This is a genomic window from Streptomyces sp. AHU1, from assembly GCF_045343905.1.
GTDB classification, from domain to species: domain Bacteria; phylum Actinomycetota; class Actinomycetes; order Streptomycetales; family Streptomycetaceae; genus Streptomyces; species Streptomyces triticiradicis.
On record NZ_CP174283.1, the window covers coordinates 5,971,783 to 5,989,094 of the forward strand.

Annotated in this window: 19 protein-coding genes; 10 read left to right on the top strand and 9 right to left on the bottom strand. The window is 67.9% G+C overall.

Annotated elements, in window-relative coordinates:
• Positions 1-115: 115 nt before the first annotated feature.
• The 4 genes from ACICHK_RS26780 to ACICHK_RS26795 form a co-directional block, all read right to left on the bottom strand.
• Complete coding sequence (locus ACICHK_RS26780) at positions 116-1,582, bottom strand: penicillin-binding transpeptidase domain-containing protein (RefSeq protein WP_406838869.1); 1,467 nt, start codon at positions 1,580-1,582, stop codon at positions 116-118.
• Positions 1,579-2,955, bottom strand: coding sequence for an FtsW/RodA/SpoVE family cell cycle protein (locus tag ACICHK_RS26785; RefSeq protein ID WP_406838870.1), 1,377 nt, complete (start codon positions 2,953-2,955; stop codon positions 1,579-1,581). Before ACICHK_RS26785 ends, ACICHK_RS26780 begins: the two co-directional genes overlap by 4 nt.
• 123 nt (positions 2,956-3,078) lie before the next feature.
• Complete coding sequence (locus tag ACICHK_RS26790; protein ID WP_406838871.1) at positions 3,079-3,723, bottom strand: SH3 domain-containing protein; 645 nt, start codon at positions 3,721-3,723, stop codon at positions 3,079-3,081.
• 392 nt (positions 3,724-4,115) lie between these two features.
• Positions 4,116-4,622, bottom strand: a complete 507-nt coding sequence (locus ACICHK_RS26795) for a dual specificity protein phosphatase family protein (RefSeq protein ID WP_103554735.1) — start codon at positions 4,620-4,622, stop codon at positions 4,116-4,118.
• 99 nt (positions 4,623-4,721) lie between these two features.
• Here ACICHK_RS26795 and ACICHK_RS26800 point away from each other — a divergent pair, with 99 nt between their 5' ends.
• The gene (locus tag ACICHK_RS26800) at positions 4,722-5,525 is read left to right on the top strand and encodes a nuclease-related domain-containing protein (protein WP_406838872.1); all 804 of its coding nucleotides are present in this window, start codon (positions 4,722-4,724) and stop codon (positions 5,523-5,525) included.
• A 184-nt stretch (positions 5,526-5,709) separates the two neighbouring features.
• The gene (locus ACICHK_RS26805; protein WP_406838873.1) at positions 5,710-6,264 is read left to right on the top strand and encodes a GNAT family N-acetyltransferase; all 555 of its coding nucleotides are present in this window, start codon (positions 5,710-5,712) and stop codon (positions 6,262-6,264) included.
• Positions 6,265-6,336: 72 nt separating this feature from the next.
• Here the strand turns inward: ACICHK_RS26805 and ACICHK_RS26810 are convergent, their stop codons facing one another.
• Positions 6,337-7,038, bottom strand: coding sequence for a hypothetical protein (locus ACICHK_RS26810; protein WP_406838874.1), 702 nt, complete (start codon positions 7,036-7,038; stop codon positions 6,337-6,339).
• A 277-nt stretch (positions 7,039-7,315) separates the two neighbouring features.
• On the opposite strand from ACICHK_RS26810, the gene ACICHK_RS26815 reads away from it, so the two are divergent.
• The gene (locus ACICHK_RS26815; RefSeq protein WP_406838875.1) at positions 7,316-7,534 is read left to right on the top strand and encodes a hypothetical protein; all 219 of its coding nucleotides are present in this window, start codon (positions 7,316-7,318) and stop codon (positions 7,532-7,534) included.
• Between the two features lie 163 nt (positions 7,535-7,697).
• Here the strand turns inward: ACICHK_RS26815 and ACICHK_RS26820 are convergent, their stop codons facing one another.
• Positions 7,698-8,447, bottom strand: a complete 750-nt coding sequence (locus ACICHK_RS26820) for a hypothetical protein (protein ID WP_406838876.1) — start codon at positions 8,445-8,447, stop codon at positions 7,698-7,700.
• A gap of 384 nt (positions 8,448-8,831) precedes the next feature.
• On the opposite strand from ACICHK_RS26820, the gene ACICHK_RS26825 reads away from it, so the two are divergent.
• Complete coding sequence (locus ACICHK_RS26825) at positions 8,832-9,098, top strand: transposase (protein ID WP_406838877.1); 267 nt, start codon at positions 8,832-8,834, stop codon at positions 9,096-9,098.
• Between the two features lie 89 nt (positions 9,099-9,187).
• Here the strand turns inward: ACICHK_RS26825 and ACICHK_RS26830 are convergent, their stop codons facing one another.
• Together ACICHK_RS26830 and ACICHK_RS26835 are read right to left on the bottom strand one after the other, a co-directional pair.
• Entirely contained in the window at positions 9,188-9,370 is a 183-nt protein-coding gene (locus ACICHK_RS26830) for a hypothetical protein (RefSeq protein ID WP_406838878.1), read from the bottom strand.
• Between the two features lie 118 nt (positions 9,371-9,488).
• Positions 9,489-9,884 carry a contact-dependent growth inhibition system immunity protein gene (locus ACICHK_RS26835; RefSeq protein WP_406838879.1) on the bottom strand — a complete coding sequence of 132 codons (396 nt, stop codon included), beginning with the start codon at positions 9,882-9,884 and terminating at the stop codon, positions 9,489-9,491.
• A gap of 386 nt (positions 9,885-10,270) precedes the next feature.
• Here ACICHK_RS26835 and ACICHK_RS26840 point away from each other — a divergent pair, with 386 nt between their 5' ends.
• Complete coding sequence (locus ACICHK_RS26840) at positions 10,271-10,645, top strand: hypothetical protein (RefSeq protein WP_406838880.1); 375 nt, start codon at positions 10,271-10,273, stop codon at positions 10,643-10,645.
• Between the two features lie 100 nt (positions 10,646-10,745).
• Here the strand turns inward: ACICHK_RS26840 and ACICHK_RS26845 are convergent, their stop codons facing one another.
• Positions 10,746-11,531 (bottom strand): DUF3592 domain-containing protein, encoded by a 786-nt coding sequence (locus tag ACICHK_RS26845; RefSeq protein WP_406838881.1) that lies wholly within the window; start codon positions 11,529-11,531, stop codon positions 10,746-10,748.
• Between the two features lie 834 nt (positions 11,532-12,365).
• On the opposite strand from ACICHK_RS26845, the gene ACICHK_RS26850 reads away from it, so the two are divergent.
• The 5 genes from ACICHK_RS26850 to ACICHK_RS26870 all read left to right on the top strand — a co-directional run bounded on the left by ACICHK_RS26850 (position 12,366) and on the right by ACICHK_RS26870 (position 17,272).
• Entirely contained in the window at positions 12,366-13,190 is an 825-nt protein-coding gene (locus ACICHK_RS26850) for a GntR family transcriptional regulator (RefSeq protein WP_406838882.1), read from the top strand.
• Positions 13,191-13,422: 232 nt separating this feature from the next.
• Positions 13,423-14,172, top strand: coding sequence for a transposase family protein (locus tag ACICHK_RS26855; protein WP_406838883.1), 750 nt, complete (start codon positions 13,423-13,425; stop codon positions 14,170-14,172).
• 210 nt (positions 14,173-14,382) lie between these two features.
• Positions 14,383-15,042, top strand: a complete 660-nt coding sequence (locus tag ACICHK_RS26860; RefSeq protein ID WP_406838884.1) for a class I SAM-dependent methyltransferase — start codon at positions 14,383-14,385, stop codon at positions 15,040-15,042.
• Positions 15,039-16,052 (top strand): HNH endonuclease, encoded by a 1,014-nt coding sequence (locus ACICHK_RS26865; protein WP_406838885.1) that lies wholly within the window; start codon positions 15,039-15,041, stop codon positions 16,050-16,052. The genes ACICHK_RS26860 and ACICHK_RS26865 overlap by 4 nt, the downstream gene beginning before the upstream one ends.
• 581 nt (positions 16,053-16,633) lie before the next feature.
• Positions 16,634-17,272, top strand: a complete 639-nt coding sequence (locus tag ACICHK_RS26870; RefSeq protein WP_406838886.1) for a hypothetical protein — start codon at positions 16,634-16,636, stop codon at positions 17,270-17,272.
• Positions 17,273-17,312: the final 40 nt, after the last annotated feature.

Sequence of the window (17,312 nt, forward strand, 5' to 3'; positions counted from 1 at the left end):
AGCCCGGAGGGCAAGCGCCGCCCCGGACCACGGGGCGAAGCGGCCCCGGAGCGGGCGTCGTCACCCGGCGGGGAGTCGGCGGGAAGTGCGGCACGAGGCGTCCCCGGCGCCGGGATCACCCCTCTCGGGAGTCCAGCACCGCTTCCATCACCGCCCGCGCGATCGGCCCCGCGAACCCGCCCCCGGTGACGTCCCCCCGCTCCGCCGCCGCGTCCTCGACGACCACCGCGACGGCCACCGCCGGCTCCATGGAGTCACCGGAACGGGCCCAGGAGATGAACCAGGCGTACGGCGTACCGGAGTTGCCGATGCCGTGCTGGGCGGTGCCGGTCTTGCCGCCGACGACGGCGCCGGGGATCGCGGCCACGGTTCCGGTGCCCTTCTCCACCACGTCGGTCATCAGCTCGCGCATGCGCTGCGCCGTCGACGCGCTCATCGCCCGGTGGAGGAGCCGCGGACCGGTCGTGGCCAGCGTCACACCGTCGCGCGTGGTCGTCCGCTCCACCAGGTAGGGCGTCTTGACCGTACCGTCGCCCGCGACGGCCGCCGAGATCATCGCCATCTGCAGCGGAGTCGCCCGGGTGTCGAACTGGCCGATGGAGGAGAGCGCCAACTGCGCGTCGTCGAGCCGCAGATCGAAGTTGCTGGGCACCACCGAGAAGGGGATGCGCAGCTTGCGGTCGTTGAAACCGAAGCCCGCCGCCGTCCGCGTCATGCCGTCGAGCCCGACGTCCACGCCCAGCTTCGCGAAGACCGTGTTGCAGGACCAGGTGAAGGCGTACCGCAGGGAGGCGTCCCCGCAGCCCTCGGTCTCGTTCGTGAGCCTCGTCGTGGTGCCGGGCAGCCGGTACGGGTCCGGCGACCTGGTCGGCGCGTCCATGTCCTCCACCACGCCCGAGTCCAGCGCCGCCGCGGCGGTCAGCACCTTGAACGTCGACCCCGGCGGATACGTCTGCCGGATCGCCCGGTTGAGCATCGGCTTGTCGGCCCGGCCGTTCAGCCGCTCCCACGCCCGGGCCGCGGCCCGCCCCGTCCCGGACAGCTGCGCGGGATCGTACGACGGGGTGGAGACCAGGGCCAGGATCCGGCCGGTGGACGGTTCGATCGCGGCGACCGCGCCCCGGCGGGCGCCGAGCCCCTCGTAAGCGGCGCGCTGCGCCGCCGGGGCGAGGGTGGTGACGACCCTGCCGCCGGCACCGCGGGCCCGGGTGAGACCGCTCAGCAGGGGGTACGGGGCGAGCATCGGGTCGCTGCCGGACAGGACGCCGTCCTCGGTGCCCTCCAGCAGCGTCGTCCCGTACAGCTGCGAGGCGAAGCCGGTGACGGGCGCGTACAACGGGCCGTCCTGGTACGTCCGTTCGTACCGGAACTGCTCGCCGGTGTCCCTGGAACCGGTGACGGTCCGGCCGTCGACGACGATGTCCCCGCGCGGCTGGCCGTAACGGGCGATCGCCGTACGGCGGTTGGCGGGATTGCGGTCGTACGACGGGGCCTGGACGACCTGGACCCGGGCGGCGTTGACCAGGAGGGCCACGAGCAGGACGGCGCACAGTCCGACGGCCCGGCGGATGTACTTGGTCATGGCGCCGGTGTCCCGTCGTACTGACCGCGGGCGCAGTCGCTGATCCGGATGAGCAGGGCCACGATGATCCAGTTGGTGACGACCGAGGAGCCGCCCTGCGCGAGGAAGGGCATCGCCATGCCGGTCAGCGGGATCAGGCCGGTCACGCCTCCCGCGATGACGAAGACCTGGAGCGCCACGATCGAGGCGAGACCGACCGCGAGCAGCCGGCCGAAGGGGTCGCGCAGCGCGAGCCCCGCCCGGTAGCCGCGTTCCACGAGGAGGGCGTAGAGGAGGAAGACGGCGGACAGGCCGGCCAGTCCGAGTTCCTCGCCGGCGGTGGCCAGGATGAAGTCGGACTTGGCGGCGAAGCCGATGAGGACCGAATGGCCGAGCCCGAGCCCGGTGCCGAGCATCCCGCCGGCGGCGAACGCGAAGAGGGACTGGGCGAGCTGGTTGGGGCCCTGGCCCGCGGCGATCGAGGCGAAGGGGTCCAGCCAGTCCTGCACCCGGCTGTGCACGTGCGGTTCGAGGCGGCCGACGGCGACCGCCCCGACGCAGGCGAGCAGCAGCCCGACCGCGATCCATCCGCTGCGGCCGGTGGCGACGTAGAGCAGGATCACGAACAGGCCGAAGAAGAGCAGCGAGGTTCCGAGGTCCCGCTCCAGGACCAGGACCAGGACGCTGAGCAGCCAGATCGCCACGATCGGGCCGAGGACGCGGCCGGTGGGCAGCTGGAGCCGCCGGAACCGCCAGATCTGCCGGCCGCTGTGGGCGAGCGCGTTGCGGTTGGCGGCGAGGTAGCCGGCGAAGAAGACGGCGAGCAGGACCTTCGCGAACTCGCCCGGCTGGATGGAGAATCCGGCGATCCGGATCCAGATGCGGGCGCCGTTCACCGCCGGGAAGAAGATCGGCAGGACGAGCAGGGCGAGCGCGCCGACCACCGAGACGTAGGTGTAGCGCTGGAGGACCCGGTGGTCGCGCAGGCAGAGCACGACGACGGTGAAGAACGCGACGCCGAGCGTGGACCAGACGAGCTGGACGGGCGCCGCCCGGTCGCCCGGGGTCTGGAGGTCGAGCCGGTAGATCAGCACCAGGCCCAGGCCGTTGAGGAGGACGGCGATGGGCAGCAGCAGCGGATCGGCGTACGGGGCCCGCAGGCGCACGGCGACGTGGGCGAGCAGCGCGAGCACGCCGAGCCCGGCGCCGTAACCGGCGGCGCCGGGCGGAACGGTGCCGTGCCGGGCGAGGCCGACGGCGCAGTAGCCGTACACGCAGAGCAGGACGGCGACGACGATGAGGGCGAGCTCGACGCCGCGGCGCCTGGGCAGGCGTTCGGCGGGAGGGGCCGGGTCCGCCGCCACGGCCGTTCCGGACATTCCGGGCTGAATCATGTCCGGAACGTAGCAAGCGGACGACCCGAAATCCCGTCATGCGATGACGGCCGGGCCGGTCCGGTTCGCCATCGGTCCGCCATCGGTTCGTCACCGGTCCGGCGTCGGCCCGTCATCGGGGTGTCAGCACCAGCGGGGGGCCGGGCCGATGTTGTCGATGTAGCGCGCGGCGCCCCAGGCCCAGGTGCCGTCGGTGAGGAGGTACCAGAGCGGGTTGCCGTCGACGGTCTCGCCCGGGGTCTTGCAGAAGATGGAGACGACCTCCCCCTGCCGCGCGACCCGGATCAGCTGGCTGCCGCGGGTCGGGGCGCTGCGCAGGGCCAGTCCGCCGCGGGCGGTGACCCGGCCCCGGTAGAGGGGCTGGTTGCTCTGTGCGACGCCGTCGCCCCCGCCGTTGTTCCAGGTGTGACCGCCCCCGTCACCGCCGCTTCCGTTGTTCCACGTCTGGCCGCCTCCGCCCCCGTCACCGCCGCTTCCGTTGTTCCACGTCTGGCCGCCCCCGTCCCCGCCTCCGCCGCCTCCGTTGGTCCACGTCTGCCCACCCCCACCCCCACCGGTGCCCTGCTCGTGGCCGTCACCGCCTCCGTCGCCGCCACCGCCACCGTTGTTCCACTGGTGGCCGCCGGAGCCGTTGCTCCACTGGTGGTTGTCGCCGCTTCCCTTGCCGCCGTCGCCGTCGGCGAGGGCGGGGGTGGCACCGGCGAGGGCGACGAGGCTGCCGGCGGCGAGGGCCATACCGATTCGGGTGTACGTGGACCGCAGGGACATGGAGGGCTCCTCCGGAAAGGGGGTGAAGCTGACTTATCGCCACATTAGGATTGGGATCCTGGGAACGCAGTTCACAGTCCGCCATCGGAGACGCCGGTCTCCCGTCGCCCCTCTTGAGGGGACGTCAGCGTCGCCGCACCGCTGCACCGCCGTCCGGAGCGCCGGCGAACTCCGGACGCGCCCCGGGACCTCCGCCCGGCCCGCGCACGCGACTGCCCGCGGCCGATCAGCAGCCGTGCTACCTCGCCGCGGTCGATCACGTGCGTCGGGCCCTGCCGGGCCGGGCCGGGCGGGGCCCAGCCGCAGCCCGGCCGAGCCGACCGAGGCCGGGGTCGCGCCCGCACCATGAGAGAACCGGCCGCCCCGCCCCTCTGCCCTTTGCCCCTCGCCCCCTACTCCGCGAGTTCCTCGAGGAGGCGCGCCGTGGGGAGCCCGGCCCGCAGGTACTCCACGAACAGCTCGTTGTGCAGCGCCCAGGGCGAACGCCGGGCCCTGATCAGCCGTATCGCGTCGTCGGCGGTGTGCCCCGCCAGGGTGAGCGCGTGCGCGACGACCAGCCCCGAGCGGTTGTACCCGTGGAAACAGCGGACGAGCACGCGGCGCCCGTCCTCCAGGGCGTCGTCGGCGGCCCGCGCGAGCCGTATGACCCCCATGAGCTGAGTGCCGTCCAACGGCCCGTCCGGGATCGGCCACACATGATGCTCGATCCCCGGGTCCGGCCCGTGCCCCGGCTGCCGCAGCAACGTCAGGACCAGGTCGAACTCATCGTGCACGACAGCGGACTGCGGCTGTCCCGAACGCCCCGCGAATTCGTGGCCGCCCATCCACAGGCCGGGCACGATCTCGCTCCACGGGCTGTCCGGGGCCGGAACGTCTGGATATCTTCTGCGAGTTCGCAACAGCGCCTCCCACCCATCTGCCCCAACTCCCGCCAAAGGTAACCGGGTTCTTGCCCGCGGAGCACCCCGCCTGTTCCCATGGTCATGGGGTGATGGTGCATGAACGGACTGCGCGTCGTACCGGCCCGGCGGCACGGACAGGATCGCCTGTACGTGTGCCTGGCCGACGGGAGAAGCGTCGCCTGGTACGACCGTGACACGGCCAGGGTCAATCTGCTCAGCGAGGACCGGCGCGAGGACGTGCTCGGTGTGCTGGGCCCGTTCCTGAGCGGCCCGGTGACGGTCGGACCGCCGCCCGTCCCGACCCCGGCCGAACTGGCCCGGCTGACGCTCCACCCGGACGACGACCTCGCGCCGAACCGGCCCGGAGAGGCCCTGGTGATCGACCTCGACCGGGATCCGGGCCCGGCGCACCGCCTGCGCCCCGACCCGCGCCGCCGCGCGCTCGCCGCGGAGCAGACCGTCGGCGCCGCCCTGGACCGGCTGGAGGGGGGAGGCTGGCACACCCTGCACTCGATCCCGCTCCCGGGCGGCGACCGCATCCACCACCTGCTGATCGGTCCCGCCGGCCTCTTCTGCCTGCACACCCTGTACGCCCACAAGCAGCGTGTCCTGGTCGCCGACCCGATGGTCACCGTCGGCCGCCGCGAGCCGCACCCGCTGCTCCGCCGGCTCCGCGCCGACGCCGACCGCGCGTCCCACGCCCTGACGGCCGAGGTCCACCCCGTCCTCGCCGTGACCGGCCCCGCCCGCCTGGACGTGCCGGCACCCGTGCGCGAGGTCCGCGTCCTGCGGGACACCGACCTGGCGGGCCTCGCGCGGCTCGGCGGGGTGCTCAAGCCCGCGGACGTGGAGGCGCTGCACGCGATGGCCCGGGACCGGCACACCTGGCTACGGGTCTGACCCGGACCGGCGGGTGCCCGTCCGCGCCCCGGACCGCCCGGGGCGGCCGCCTCGCGCCCGTCGGGACGAACGGCGCGGCGGAACCGGCACGGGTCCCCGGTGGCGCGGCTGTCCCGCGGGAAGCCATGTACGAGGACCTCGGAGGAAACGGACCTCGGAGGAAACGGACCTCGGACGAAACGGCATGCGAGGCCGGTGCGAAGATCGGCGAGTGAGCGATCTGGAGTTGAGCGATCTGGAGTTCCGCCCGGCCGTCGGCGAAGACCTTCCCACCCTCGTACGCCTGCGGGACGAGGCCGCCCGCTGGATGAACTCCCGTGGCACCACCGGTCAGTGGCAGCCCGGCGAACTGGGGGAGGACCACTTCCGCCGGATCATGGAGGACGGAGAGGTCTGGATCGCGGAGGTCCACGGCCGTGCGGTGGGCGCCTGGGAACTGTGGTGGGCCGACCCGGACGCCTGGGGCCCGCAGCCCCCGACGGCCGGATACGTACACCGCTTGATGGTCGACCACGCCCGTGTCCCACAGGGAACGGGCCGCCGCCTCCTGCGGGCCGCCGAGCGACGCGTGGCCGGGGCGGGCCGCACCCTGACCCGCCTGGACTGCCTGGCGGGCAACGACCGCCTGACCGCGTACTACCTCGGCGCCGGCTACCGCGTCGTGGGCCGCAAGGAGGGGAAACCCCAGCCGGACGGCACGGCCAAGTCGTTCACGCTCCTCGAGAAGCCCGTGCGATAAGAGGGCGTGACTCCGAGAGGCGATGGCCGTCCTCCGCAGCCCGACCGGCTCCGGAGCCGCCCCGGAAACGCCTCAGTCGCCGATGCCGCTCAGGTCCAGCACCTCGTCCTCGGCCGGCGGCTTCACCTCCAGCGGCTCGTCGAAGGCGCTGAACGTGGTCGTGGTGCGGAAGTCGGGGCCCTTGTAGTCGACCTTGAGGAGGTAGGGCTTGCCCTCGGTGGCGACGTAGAGCGTGTACGTGCCGTCCTTGACCTTTTCGTCGGTCACCACCAGCGCGATGGCCCGGCGGCCGTCGACCGAGGCCGGCCCGCCCTTCTTCGCCCTGCCGAACGCGGTGAACGGCCAGGTGCAGTCCGAGAGCCCGTCGCCGGGCTCCGATTCACTGGACAGCTTCTTGATCCAGCGGCTTTGCTCGGCCGCGCCCGTCGTCTTCCGCCCCGACCACTGATCCAGGTAAGCGCGGTTCGGCCGGATGTAGTCCGTCTCTTTGATCCGGATCTGTTCGAGCGCGGCGCCCGACCCCATGGACGACTTGAACGCGCAGGTGGTCCTGAGGTCGGTCGTCAGGTGGCTGGTGAGGCTTTTTCCGTGGGCGGGGGTGGTGTCCCCGTCGACGGTCACCGACTTGAGCGACTTCATGGTTCTGTACGCGTCGTCGAGCAACTGCCCGGCGGAGCGCTCGTCCGTTGCCGCTCCGCCGGAGCAGCCGGTCGCGGCAGCACCCAGCGCCAGGCAGGCGGCCGTGGCCGTGACCACGGCCGAGATCTTCCTCAAAGCACCTCCAAGGTCATGCGCATGATCGAAAGCGAAGCGAGAGCCTAATGGGTGACCACCTCTCCACTCCGCGGAACGAACACGCGGGCGGAACGAACACGCGGGTGGGACGGGCCCGCGGGCGGGACGGGCCCGCACCGGACCGAACGCTCAACTCCCGCCCCAGGCAAGGCGCCCGGAGGCGATCGCCTCACCGTGCCACCCGCGGCGAGGGCGCTCTCCCCCGCTGCATCCACAAGTGGCAAGATCTCGGCAACGCAGAGGCGGGAGGATTTCCGTGGCGAAGCAAGTCATACGTCCGAGCGATGTGAACCCCTCGGCCGAGATGGCCGAGTTCCAGTTCTGGAAGTGCCGTCAGTGCGGAGCCGAACCCTTGGGCCTGTTCGTGGACGAGCGGGGCCGGTACCACTACCGGCACGAAGACCCTGACTCCCTGGACCCCCACACCGATGTCGTACCCCTCGGCTACGTGGACGGGGTCCTGACCCGGTTCTGAGACGCGGGAACACGGGAGGCACGGGCGGCCCTGGCCCACCAGGGCACTCAGGACCGCCAGGGTCGCGCCCTTACCTCGCCCCGGTGGCACAACCCGCGTCCACGACGATGCGGGCCGGCACCTGTCTCGCGCAGGGCGAGCGTCGGTTTCGAACGCGGCGCCATCAGTACTGCCGGGAGACGATCGCTTCCTCGACGCTGAAGACCACGTCGCACTCGGCGCACTGCGCGTCACCGAAAACATAGGTCAGTTTGCTCGCGATGCCCGGGTGGCCGTCCGTGAGCGCGCGGGAGTGGAGTTTTTGGCCGATCCCTTCCAAAGCCGCGGGGTCCCGAGGGCGCAGCGGCACCCGTTTCGCGGTGGTGGACGGCCTCATGTACATGCCGTCGATGGTCGAGAAGAAGCCGTACTCGCCGAAGACTATGAAGTTCTCCGTGTCGCACGAGGGGCACGGCACCTCGTACTCCTCATTGTTCAGCCCGTCGAGTTCCTCGCCCCAGACCTCGACGCCCTGGAAGCTGAGCAGCATGGTGAGCAAGTAGACGTAAGTGCTGGGGTCGTCGGCGTGGTCCGGGTCCTGCAGGGCTTCCTCGGTCATTTGTGCCAGTTCGGATATCTGCGAGGCGTAGGCCACTTGGGGATCGTCATCGCCGTAGGGCCGATCCGTGCTGGCCACGATGGAGCTGGCGAGGGCCAGTGGCATCTGCCGGTCCGCGGTTGACCACTGGCGCGCCATCTCGGTCAGGGCGGGCAGGGCCGCGTAGCTCGCCGAGTAGACGGTGCCCTGATGGCAGAGCCGGGACCAGAGCGCGTCCCAGCCGGGGTCCTTCGGGTCCGGGCGCACTGCGTCAAGCAGTCCGGGGATGTCTTCCGCAGTGCCGTAAGCGTGGTGGAGCCGGGACCAGTCCGTCATGCCGACGATCCAACCAGCAGTCGAGTGCGGCACGACGCCGGGGTGGCCCGAGAGGCCAGATGAGCCGACCGTCCTGAAAACCGCCGCTGACCTGCGGGGACGGACCAAGATCCCGCCCGCGCCTCGCCCACGGACCCCGACATGGAGCCGCTTCGGGCTGCACCCGCCTGCACGTGCATGAAGACCCCGGCCCCAGCGTTGTTCCGCCGAGGGGGCCCGGTCTTCCGATGGTGGCAGCTCCCTGGCGAGTGCGCCCACGGGGAGCTGGGGTATGGATGTACCACATGCAAAATCACCCGAGAGTGGTACAGCCCGTTTGCGCAGCTCTGAGACCGCGTTCGAGATCTGCCGTGTCCCAGGGCAGGAGGGGGCGTTGAGCCCTGCGTGAGTGGCTCTGGGGGCGGGTATCCGTCGGATCTGACGGATGAACAGTGGGCCTTGGTCGAGCCGTTACTGACGGCGGCGAAGGGCGGACGACGGGAGAAGCACCCGAGTCGGCAGCTCGTGGACGCGATCCTCTACGTGGTGCGGACCAGGTGCGCCTGGCGCCAACTGCCGAAGGACTTCCCGCCTTGGCCCACTGCGTACCGGCGCTTCACCTGGTGGAACGACGACGGCACCGTCGAGCAGGTCCACACCGCGACGGCGTGAAGCGTTCGTCGCTGTGGACCCGCTCGGACCATGCGGGTGCGCAGAAGATGCGGGCTGGTCGTGGCTTCGCCGGTCGCCTCGTGGAATGGTCACGCACGATCCTCGGCCGCGAGCTGGAGATCGTGCGCAAGACTCCGGGTCGGCGGATTCCAGGTCCAGCCCAATAGATGAGCGATCGAGCGCACCTTCTCGTGGTTCACCACCTCGCGCGATGACGAGTCCAGCCCGGCCCGCCCAGAGAGCATGATTCGCTGGGCAATGATCGGCATCATGGTCCGCCGACTCACCCGTGGCCGGCCGGCGACGCGTTCCGGCCCGCGCTCGCTCCTGCGAGCCGTTGCGTAAACGCGCCGACTGCCCCTTCCATGGGGAATCTCCTGCGGTGGTGCTCTATGGGACCAGGAAGCGTTCAACCTTCTGTTGTAGGTCCGGGGGCAGGCCGGTCAACTTCGAGACGATCCCACGAAGCTCTGGGCCGAGTTCGGAGAACTCGGCCCAGACCGACGGGTTCCTGGTGAGGACCGCGGACAGCAGATCACCCTCGTACATGTGCCCTTCTGCCATCGGGTTCTCCCGCAGTACCTCCACTGCCAGTGGCAGGAGGTGGGGCAGGCCGATGTCCTGCCCGATCAACAAGCGCATGTCCTCGACGGTCAGCTCGCCGATCGGCCGACGCCGCAAGGCGTGTGCGGTAGCGATAAGACGGGTGTCGCCGACTGACGGAGCCGGCCAGCAGTCACGTTCAAGCTCTTCGAGGGATCGGTCACGGTCCAAGGGGCGCGTCACCGAAGGATCGTCCCATGCCGGATCTCAAACGCGGTCTGATGTGAAGGTGGCCGCTACCCAGCTCGGCGTACGCGTGTACCGGGAGCGTGAGGTGGCGGCACCGGCGCCGCTCTCAGGGGTACTGACAGCTGAACAGGTCGAGCAGGTGTACGGCGTCGCACGCCATCGCCAAGCGTGGATCGGGGCCTCAGCCAGTTCCTCTCGGTGAAGTGTCGGCCCTTTCCGCGAGAGCTGTGGGCAGCCTCCATGGCGTGGCCAGCGCCGGGCGGGGCGCTCTGTCGGTGCCGTCTTTTACGCTCCGCTCCTGATCAAGCGGTTCGGACGGGGAGGGGGTAGGGATGGGCGGAAACGAGTGGAGTCACGCGGGCCCGTATCAGCGTGATCCGGTGGCCGCGTTCCGGCAGGCTCAGGAGGACGAGTCGGCGCGGGACAACCACGGTTTCGAGGGCCGGTCCGTTGAGGAACTGTGGCGCGATCCAGAGTGGCAGGAGTACATATTCACCGGTGGCACGTGCACCGTGCTCGACTTTCCTCTCATGATCGAGGCCGCGGATCCCGACGACGGTCCGTTCATGCGGCCGCTGACCGATGAGGAGGTGCGTGCGTGGGCTCCTCACGGCCGGCCCACCTACGAAGAGTGGGACGCCGCCCTCGATTCCGAGCGGTTGGGCTTCCCGAACCGCGCCCAGGGGAACTGCACAGTGCTCCACCGGGATGGCAGACCCGCGCAGATCGGCTATCGGGGGACCACCGCCGACTAGGGGGATCGATACCGCTCCGCCCGGCACTGTGTGGTGGTCTGCCAGATCGGCAAAGCCGGACTGAAATCTCAAGGCATGATCACGAGTTGCATTCTGGCGCTCAGGCTCCAGGGCGGGGAGTGTCCGGCGTCTTGCCTGCTTCCGTCTGCTCCTTGACCCGCACCACCTCTCGGACGGTCCCCACCAGAAAGCCTGCCGCGAGCAGTCCGATCACCACAGAACCCTGTCGAATTCCGTCGGCGTCGGATCCGTCCAGGCGGTCAGCGTGGCGGACGTCCGTAGGGTCCGACGGGTTGTAGACGATGGGTACGTGGCCTCCGGGCTTCGCGTCGTTTCCCGAGCCGTCTCCGACATCGATATCCGCCTGCACCGTGTTGGACGGCGTAGTGAAGCGCACGGTTAAGGAGTTCGCCCGGCCCTCTTCCGACCGGCCGGCAATGGCGACCACGGTCGCTTCGGTCCTGTGCCCGTGTTCCCGGAGGTTCTGCAGCATCTGGTCCTCCTGGCCGGCTTTCCATCCCATGAATCCGGCGATGGTGCCGAACAGCAGGAAACCCACAGCAATCGATCGGGCTCTGGCCCAGCGGGGGTCCAGCAGAGGCGATGGCACACCAGGTCTGGAGACCAGCCCCGTCGCGAGGCGGCCTGGCGGAGGAATTCGGCTGGCCCAACGACGAGCCCAGCCCCACCGCCGTAGTAGCAAGCTTGCGATAGCGCCCGCTGCGGACAGTGCCACTGCGCCGCCGAAGACCTGGTTCCAGGTCAGCTCGAACGGATCGAATGCGAGCCACACCACGAAGGCCGCGACGCCTGCCAACGAGGCCCACCCCTTAAGGAAGCGGTACTTCCCCCGGCTGTCGCTCCGTACGGACCTGCGCTCGCTCATCTGCGCCTCCTCGCCCCGTTACGAGCTAGGACACACCGGTCGCCGCTGAGGTTGCAGTGGTGGCCAGCTCCGCGGCAGAGGCTCCGCGCCCCTGGACAGAGGATCTGTTCGTTTCCGGGCTTGGCCTGCAGTAATAGACCAAGATCCCGTCCACGCCTCGTCCACAGACCTCGACATAGAGCCGCTTCGGGCCGCATACGCCTGCGCAAACACGAAGACCCCATCCTCAGCGTTTCCGCTGGTGACGGGGTCTTTGGGCACTTCAGGCGAAGTGCCCCCGGCAGGATTCGAACCTGCGCACACGGCTCCGGAGCACAATCAGAGTTCGGCTTGCTAATGGCGTGCGAGCAGCAGTTTCCTTGATCGCGGTAGGCGTGTGGCGCCTTCCTGTATCGCAGATAGTGCGCGATCAGCCATGACTGGCCTTCACCGGCCCTGCGCCCACCAGATCAGTGCGGCAATACCTCCGGACCCCAATGCCGTTGCGGCTCCGCGTACGATGGCGAACAGCGCTGCCCGGGCTAGCTGCCTGCTGCTCCCCTGTTTCTTCCTCACCAGGTACCTCCATCAGGCGAACTGCGGCCGGGTGCCACTGCGCCTACCTCTCATTGGCGGGCCTGCAGTCACTGCACGGCAGGGATCTCGGAGTGATCCGGAAAATCCGATCCAACTGCTCTAGGCTAAAATTCCGAGTCGGAATTCTGGCTTGGCGCAACGCCCTCGTTGGGACGGGAGAGACTTATGATGCCGCCAGTGCTAGTTGAGTTGTCTGCGCTGTGGACTGCGGCGCGAGCCCGCATGGCAGCGGCGGGTCGCCGTCTGACGTTGGAAAGCGTGAGCCGAGAAACTGATGTGCCAGTGGCCACGCTAAGCGACTGGCGTCGCGGCAACCATGTACCCCGCGAATTTGCAGATCTCTTGAAAGTAGTACGCCTGTTGAGTGAGCGTGCTGGTCAAGGTCCGCCGTCAATCGCCCGCTGGAGGCAGCTCCTGGTGGCCAGTGGACCATGGCCGGCCGGGAGCGTCACTGCAGGAGAGCTTGCAGGTTGGGCCCCATCGATCGTCGCCCTCGGGGATCGGTTGGAAGCGGCGTTCTCGGAACCCCACGTGCAGATCGACGCGGTCTGTCTCAACGGCCAGTCGCTCTCCCTGGCAATGGGGCGACCGATCCAAGCAGTTTACGCCGAAACGGTCCACCCGGAGAGGATCGACGTCCGGGTGCTATTGCCAAGCCGCGACATAAATCTTGCATTTCCATGTGCTATCGAACTGAACCAAGAAGGATTCGATCCGGTACATCAAGGATGGCTCAGTCAGCGCAATGCACATGGTCAATCTATGCGGATGGCACTGTTGTCGCTCCGTGAAACACATGGCATCGATGTCCGTGTTTCGTTTCGGTCTTTGCCGTTCACTCCCATGGCGAAGGTTTACCTCATCAACGGCAAAGAAGCGTTATTCTCTTACTATATGGTCGCAAAAAGAACTGCGGAGGGCGATTTTGGATCTGTAGACGTCTATGACCCAGGACCTCGCGGCATAGTGCGCCTATTTGGCATGGGGAAAATAGAGGAAGATGATATCTTCGTCGAACAGTCCCATCTTTGGTTCAATGCGATCTGGGAGTCCGTGTCTTCGGAATTGAAGCTTGACTATTAGGAAGAGCCTGGGGTGATGTGTCGTCCGCTGCGGCGCATGTTATGGGATGCCAATAGGGGTACTTCCATGCAAGGTAGAGATTAGATCGGGAGTCACCTCCGGCTCCTACGTCTATTGAGCTTTTTCAGCATGGCCACCGATCGGGTGATGACCTTGGTGCCCGCAACGGACAGGGCTCCCGTGCCGTTGGGCGAGGTGTTCGAAGTCTCAACCTGCCGGTCCAGGAGCCCTGTTGGTTCCCTATCCTGCCGCACTCGACCTGCCCCATGCGCTGGTCGAGTGGGTCACGATGCTCACCGTCACCCGTGAGGGTGACCGCCGCTGCAAGCTCCCGCCGCACCAGCGCGCCCTCGCCGCTCTCGCCTACCTGCGCAAGCACGACACTCTCGCGCAGATCGCCGCCGGGTTCGGCATATCCGTCGGCACCGCCCACGCCTACACCACCGCCGTCGTGCGGCTCCTCGCCGACCGGGCGCCGGGCCTGCTCAAGACCCTGCGCGAGCACGACCCGGACTACGTGCTCCTGGACGGCACCCTCAGCGAGTGCGACCGCCTGGGCGACGGACGCGCCGATTACTCCCACAAGCACCGGCGCCACGGCGTGAACGTGCAGGTCGTCACCGATCCCGAAGGCCAGCTTCTGTGGATCTCGCCAGCCTTGCCGGGCCGTGCTCACGATCTGACCGCCGCTCGCACCCACCGCATCATCCGAATCTGCGAACGCCAGGGCGTCCCGATCGTCGCCGACCGCGCCTACATCGGAGCCGGCTCCTGGGCCACCACCGCCATCCGCCGCCCGCCCAATGGCGAACTGTCACCGACCGAACGGACGCTGAATCGGGCACTCGCCCAAGCCCGCGCTCCCGTCGAACGAGGCGTCGCCCGTCTGAAGTCGTGGCGGATCTTCCGCCGGAGCCGGTGCAGCCCGAACCGCATGACGGACATCGCCGCCGCGGTCCTCACCCTGGAGAGGCAACGCTGAAAAGGAATCATTGAGAGGTCGGCTTCGCCGATGGCTGTAACACCCGGGGAGTGTTGCAGCCTTTGTCCGGACAGCCCGGACAGCGGCCCAACGGGCTGTCCGGGCCGTTTGTGCAGGTGAGAGTCCCGACCGGACAGTCGGACAGCGCGGACACCTCAGGGACCTGCTTGCTCGCCGACCAGTGTCGGAGGGCTGCCGTAGCTTGTGGCCATGGTCGAAACAGGCGAGCACTCCCACTCTCGGCCCGATGCGCCGCCCGTGGCACGCCAACCCGTTGCAGGCGTCCAGGAGTACTACGCGAAGAACGCCGGGCTCCTATCGCAGCGGTATGGGAGCGTCTCCTTCGAAGAGGTGCACGGCAAGATGTTGGATCTGCTGCCGCCGACTCCGGCGGTGGCACTGGATGTCGGGGCCGGCACGGGGCGGGATGCTGCGGCGCTGGCGCGGCGCGGCTATCAGGTGGTGGCGGTCGAGCCGGCGTGTGAGATGCGGGAGGTCGCACGGCGCCTGTACCCGGGTGAGGGCATTTCGTGGGTAGAGGATTTCCTGCCTGAACTTCCCCAAGTGGATGGGTCCTTCGATCTGGTGCTCCTGTCGGCGGTGTGGATGCATCTGCCGTCGACCGAACGGGGGCGAGCGATGGAGCGGATGGCAGCGCTGCTGGCTCCCGCGGGACTGCTGGTGATTTCGCTACGACGGGGGGACCCGCCGCCGGACCGTGTGATGTTCGACGTGCCCGCCGACGACGTCGTGCGCGACGCGGAGCGGGCTGGGCTACGGCTGGTCCGGCTGATAGAGGAGCGCACGGACAGGCTCGGCCGTGCCGAGGTGTGGTGGCAGACCGTAGCCCTGCGCAAGGGGGAAGCGTGAGTGGTCAGGACTTCTACGCCCAAGACGCCTCGGCGCGCGCGTCCTGGCGGCTGGCCGTACTGATGGGCGCCAACTCACGCACCTACAAATTCGCCCTTGGTCAAGCCTTGCTGGAGTTCGGGCGGGACGGGCAGGAGGCCGTCCCGCTGGCCGAGTTCGCCGCCGCCTACAGCCTCGGCCTGGTGCGCCACTCCGCACAGAACCCACAGGCGCCACAGGCTGAGCAGCTGGGCGAGAGCGATTTCCTCGCTGTCGCCGCTCAGGAAAGCGCCGCGACACTGGAGACCGGCCACCCCACCGAGCGGCTGCTCGCAGCGGCAGTGCGCTCCATGCCGACGATGGTGATGCAGAAATTCCACAACCTGCGCGGCGGTACCGCGGTGCCCCACACCTTCTACCAACTGACCGGAACGGGGCGACACCGTATGGTGCGCCTCACCCCCGACCTGCTCCAGTTGGCCAAATCGGAGCAAGCAGCAGCTCTGGCAGCCGAGTTGGGAGCTCGCTGGAACATCGTGGAGACGTCCTTCGCAGCAGGCATCGGCCGCAGCCTGATAGAGGAAGGCGTCCTCGTCGACTGGGACACGCTCCAGCTCACAGACAAACGCCGCCGCCGCTCGGTGACCGGCATCGTTGAGGCCACGGCCGGCTTCCAGCACGGACGCTGCCTGATCTGCGACGGCGTGCTGGACATAAGCGATGGCATCGCCGTCGACCACGTGTTCCCGTTTTCCCTGATGCGTCGTTTCGAGAGCGTCGGCTCCTGGCACGGACCGGATCTGGATGCTCTGTGGAACCTCGCCCCGGCACACGCCACCTGCAACGGAACAAAAAGTGACCGGCTGCCCAACCCACTCGAACTCGTCCGGCTGGCCGCCCGCAACGAGGCCATCATGCAGTCCCCCCACCCACTCCGCCGCACCCTGCATCTCAGCCTCAGCAACGCCCTGCCCGGCCGGCGAATGCCCTCATGGCCAGATTTCCTGAACACGGTACGGAGGACCGTCTGAAGCGACGCCCAAGCCTGGTACCGCGCCGAACGTGCAGCTCTCCCATGACTCCGGAGTGAATGCGCCGGTCGAGTCGTCTGCCCCCTCTGACCTGCACGAGAGCCAGCCCATAGTGGTACGAGGACGCACAGTGTGTCGGAGCGTCGCAGAAGTCCGTAGTTGGCTGCGGCCGGGCCCTGCGGCGGCCACCGTCAGGCCCCTCATCTTTCCGCGGTACGTGCGCCAGTCGCCACCGGTATGGCGGCTGTTACAACGGTGGCCAGTGGACTTCTCATTGCGTTGGGCATGCGATCTGTTGAGCGGTGCAATTGTGTGCAAGTTTGCTAGACAGGCGATCTTTTATTTGCATAATCGTGCAGCTGAGTGCGCGGAGAGTAGGCCATGTCACAACCTTGCAACGAGCTCACCGCTTAGTGGCCCGCCATGAAAGCATCACCTAATCACTCGACAGGGAGACGGCATGGCGACTAGGCATAAGGTTGCTATTTTGGTGGCAACGATCGGAGCCCTTGGGGCGATAATTGCAGGAGTATTGGGTCTCCTTAAAGATTCTGGTTGTGACGTCTACCAGACGGCGGGGCATGATGCACACTCATCCTGCTAGTCGGCGTTTTGTGGGATCTTCAATATATTCTCTGAGGGTCGGTGTAATTTTAGCCGTCGGCTCTCTGGCCATTTCGGCCTGCGATGATGTTCGTCAGAAATCTAATCACGATGGAACCATTTGTGTGCACTCGACGTGCAACATCAAAAAGAGTGATCCGACCTCTCCGCCGCATACCTCGACTGTCAGCATTGACAGTTGCTTGCCGGGCTTATGGAAATATGAGGGGGCGGGTGGTGAAGTCGATGCCACTGCAGACCCTCAAGGTAATTTTGCCCAGGTGCAGGCTGACGTGGCGATGAAGTTCAACCCTGACGGTACGGGAACCTTTGAGGGGAAGATATCGACGGTCATTGATGAGGATGGGCAGCGGAGGGAAGTGATTATGGATGGAATACGATCATTTATCGTTCGAGCCGAAAGAGGGGCGATTGAATTCGGTCATCAACAAGGAGGCTTCGACGTAGCCGTCTATGTTGATGGCGAGAAAGTAGAAGAAACCAAGGAAGATATCCCTCTCCATAGCGGCTCTTATGCCTGCCATGGTGACAAGCTCACCTTGGCGCCCGTGGGGGATCGTAAATTTGAGATGGCTCGAGTGGCCACGACCCTGTGAGCTTGCGGGGCGCCGGGCAGTCTGTGGGCCTGCCCGGCAA

Bases quoted from the DNA above. Each gene is read 5' to 3' on its own strand.
- ACICHK_RS26845 (WP_406838881.1), bottom strand. From the start codon at position 11,531: ATGAGCGAGCGCAGGTCCGTACGGAGCGACAGCCGGGGGAAGTACCGC.
- ACICHK_RS26870 (WP_406838886.1), top strand. From the start codon at position 16,634: ATGATGCACACTCATCCTGCTAGTCGGCGTTTTGTGGGATCTTCAATA.
- ACICHK_RS26800 (WP_406838872.1), top strand. From the start codon at position 4,722: ATGAACGGACTGCGCGTCGTACCGGCCCGGCGGCACGGACAGGATCGC.
- ACICHK_RS26820 (WP_406838876.1), bottom strand. From the start codon at position 8,447: ATGACGGACTGGTCCCGGCTCCACCACGCTTACGGCACTGCGGAAGAC.
- ACICHK_RS26790 (WP_406838871.1), bottom strand. From the start codon at position 3,723: ATGTCCCTGCGGTCCACGTACACCCGAATCGGTATGGCCCTCGCCGCC.
- ACICHK_RS26860 (WP_406838884.1), top strand. From the start codon at position 14,383: ATGGTCGAAACAGGCGAGCACTCCCACTCTCGGCCCGATGCGCCGCCC.
- ACICHK_RS26785 (WP_406838870.1), bottom strand. From the start codon at position 2,955: ATGATTCAGCCCGGAATGTCCGGAACGGCCGTGGCGGCGGACCCGGCC.
- ACICHK_RS26830 (WP_406838878.1), bottom strand. From the start codon at position 9,370: ATGATGCCGATCATTGCCCAGCGAATCATGCTCTCTGGGCGGGCCGGG.
- ACICHK_RS26805 (WP_406838873.1), top strand. From the start codon at position 5,710: ATGCGAGGCCGGTGCGAAGATCGGCGAGTGAGCGATCTGGAGTTGAGC.
- ACICHK_RS26780 (WP_406838869.1), bottom strand. From the start codon at position 1,582: ATGACCAAGTACATCCGCCGGGCCGTCGGACTGTGCGCCGTCCTGCTC.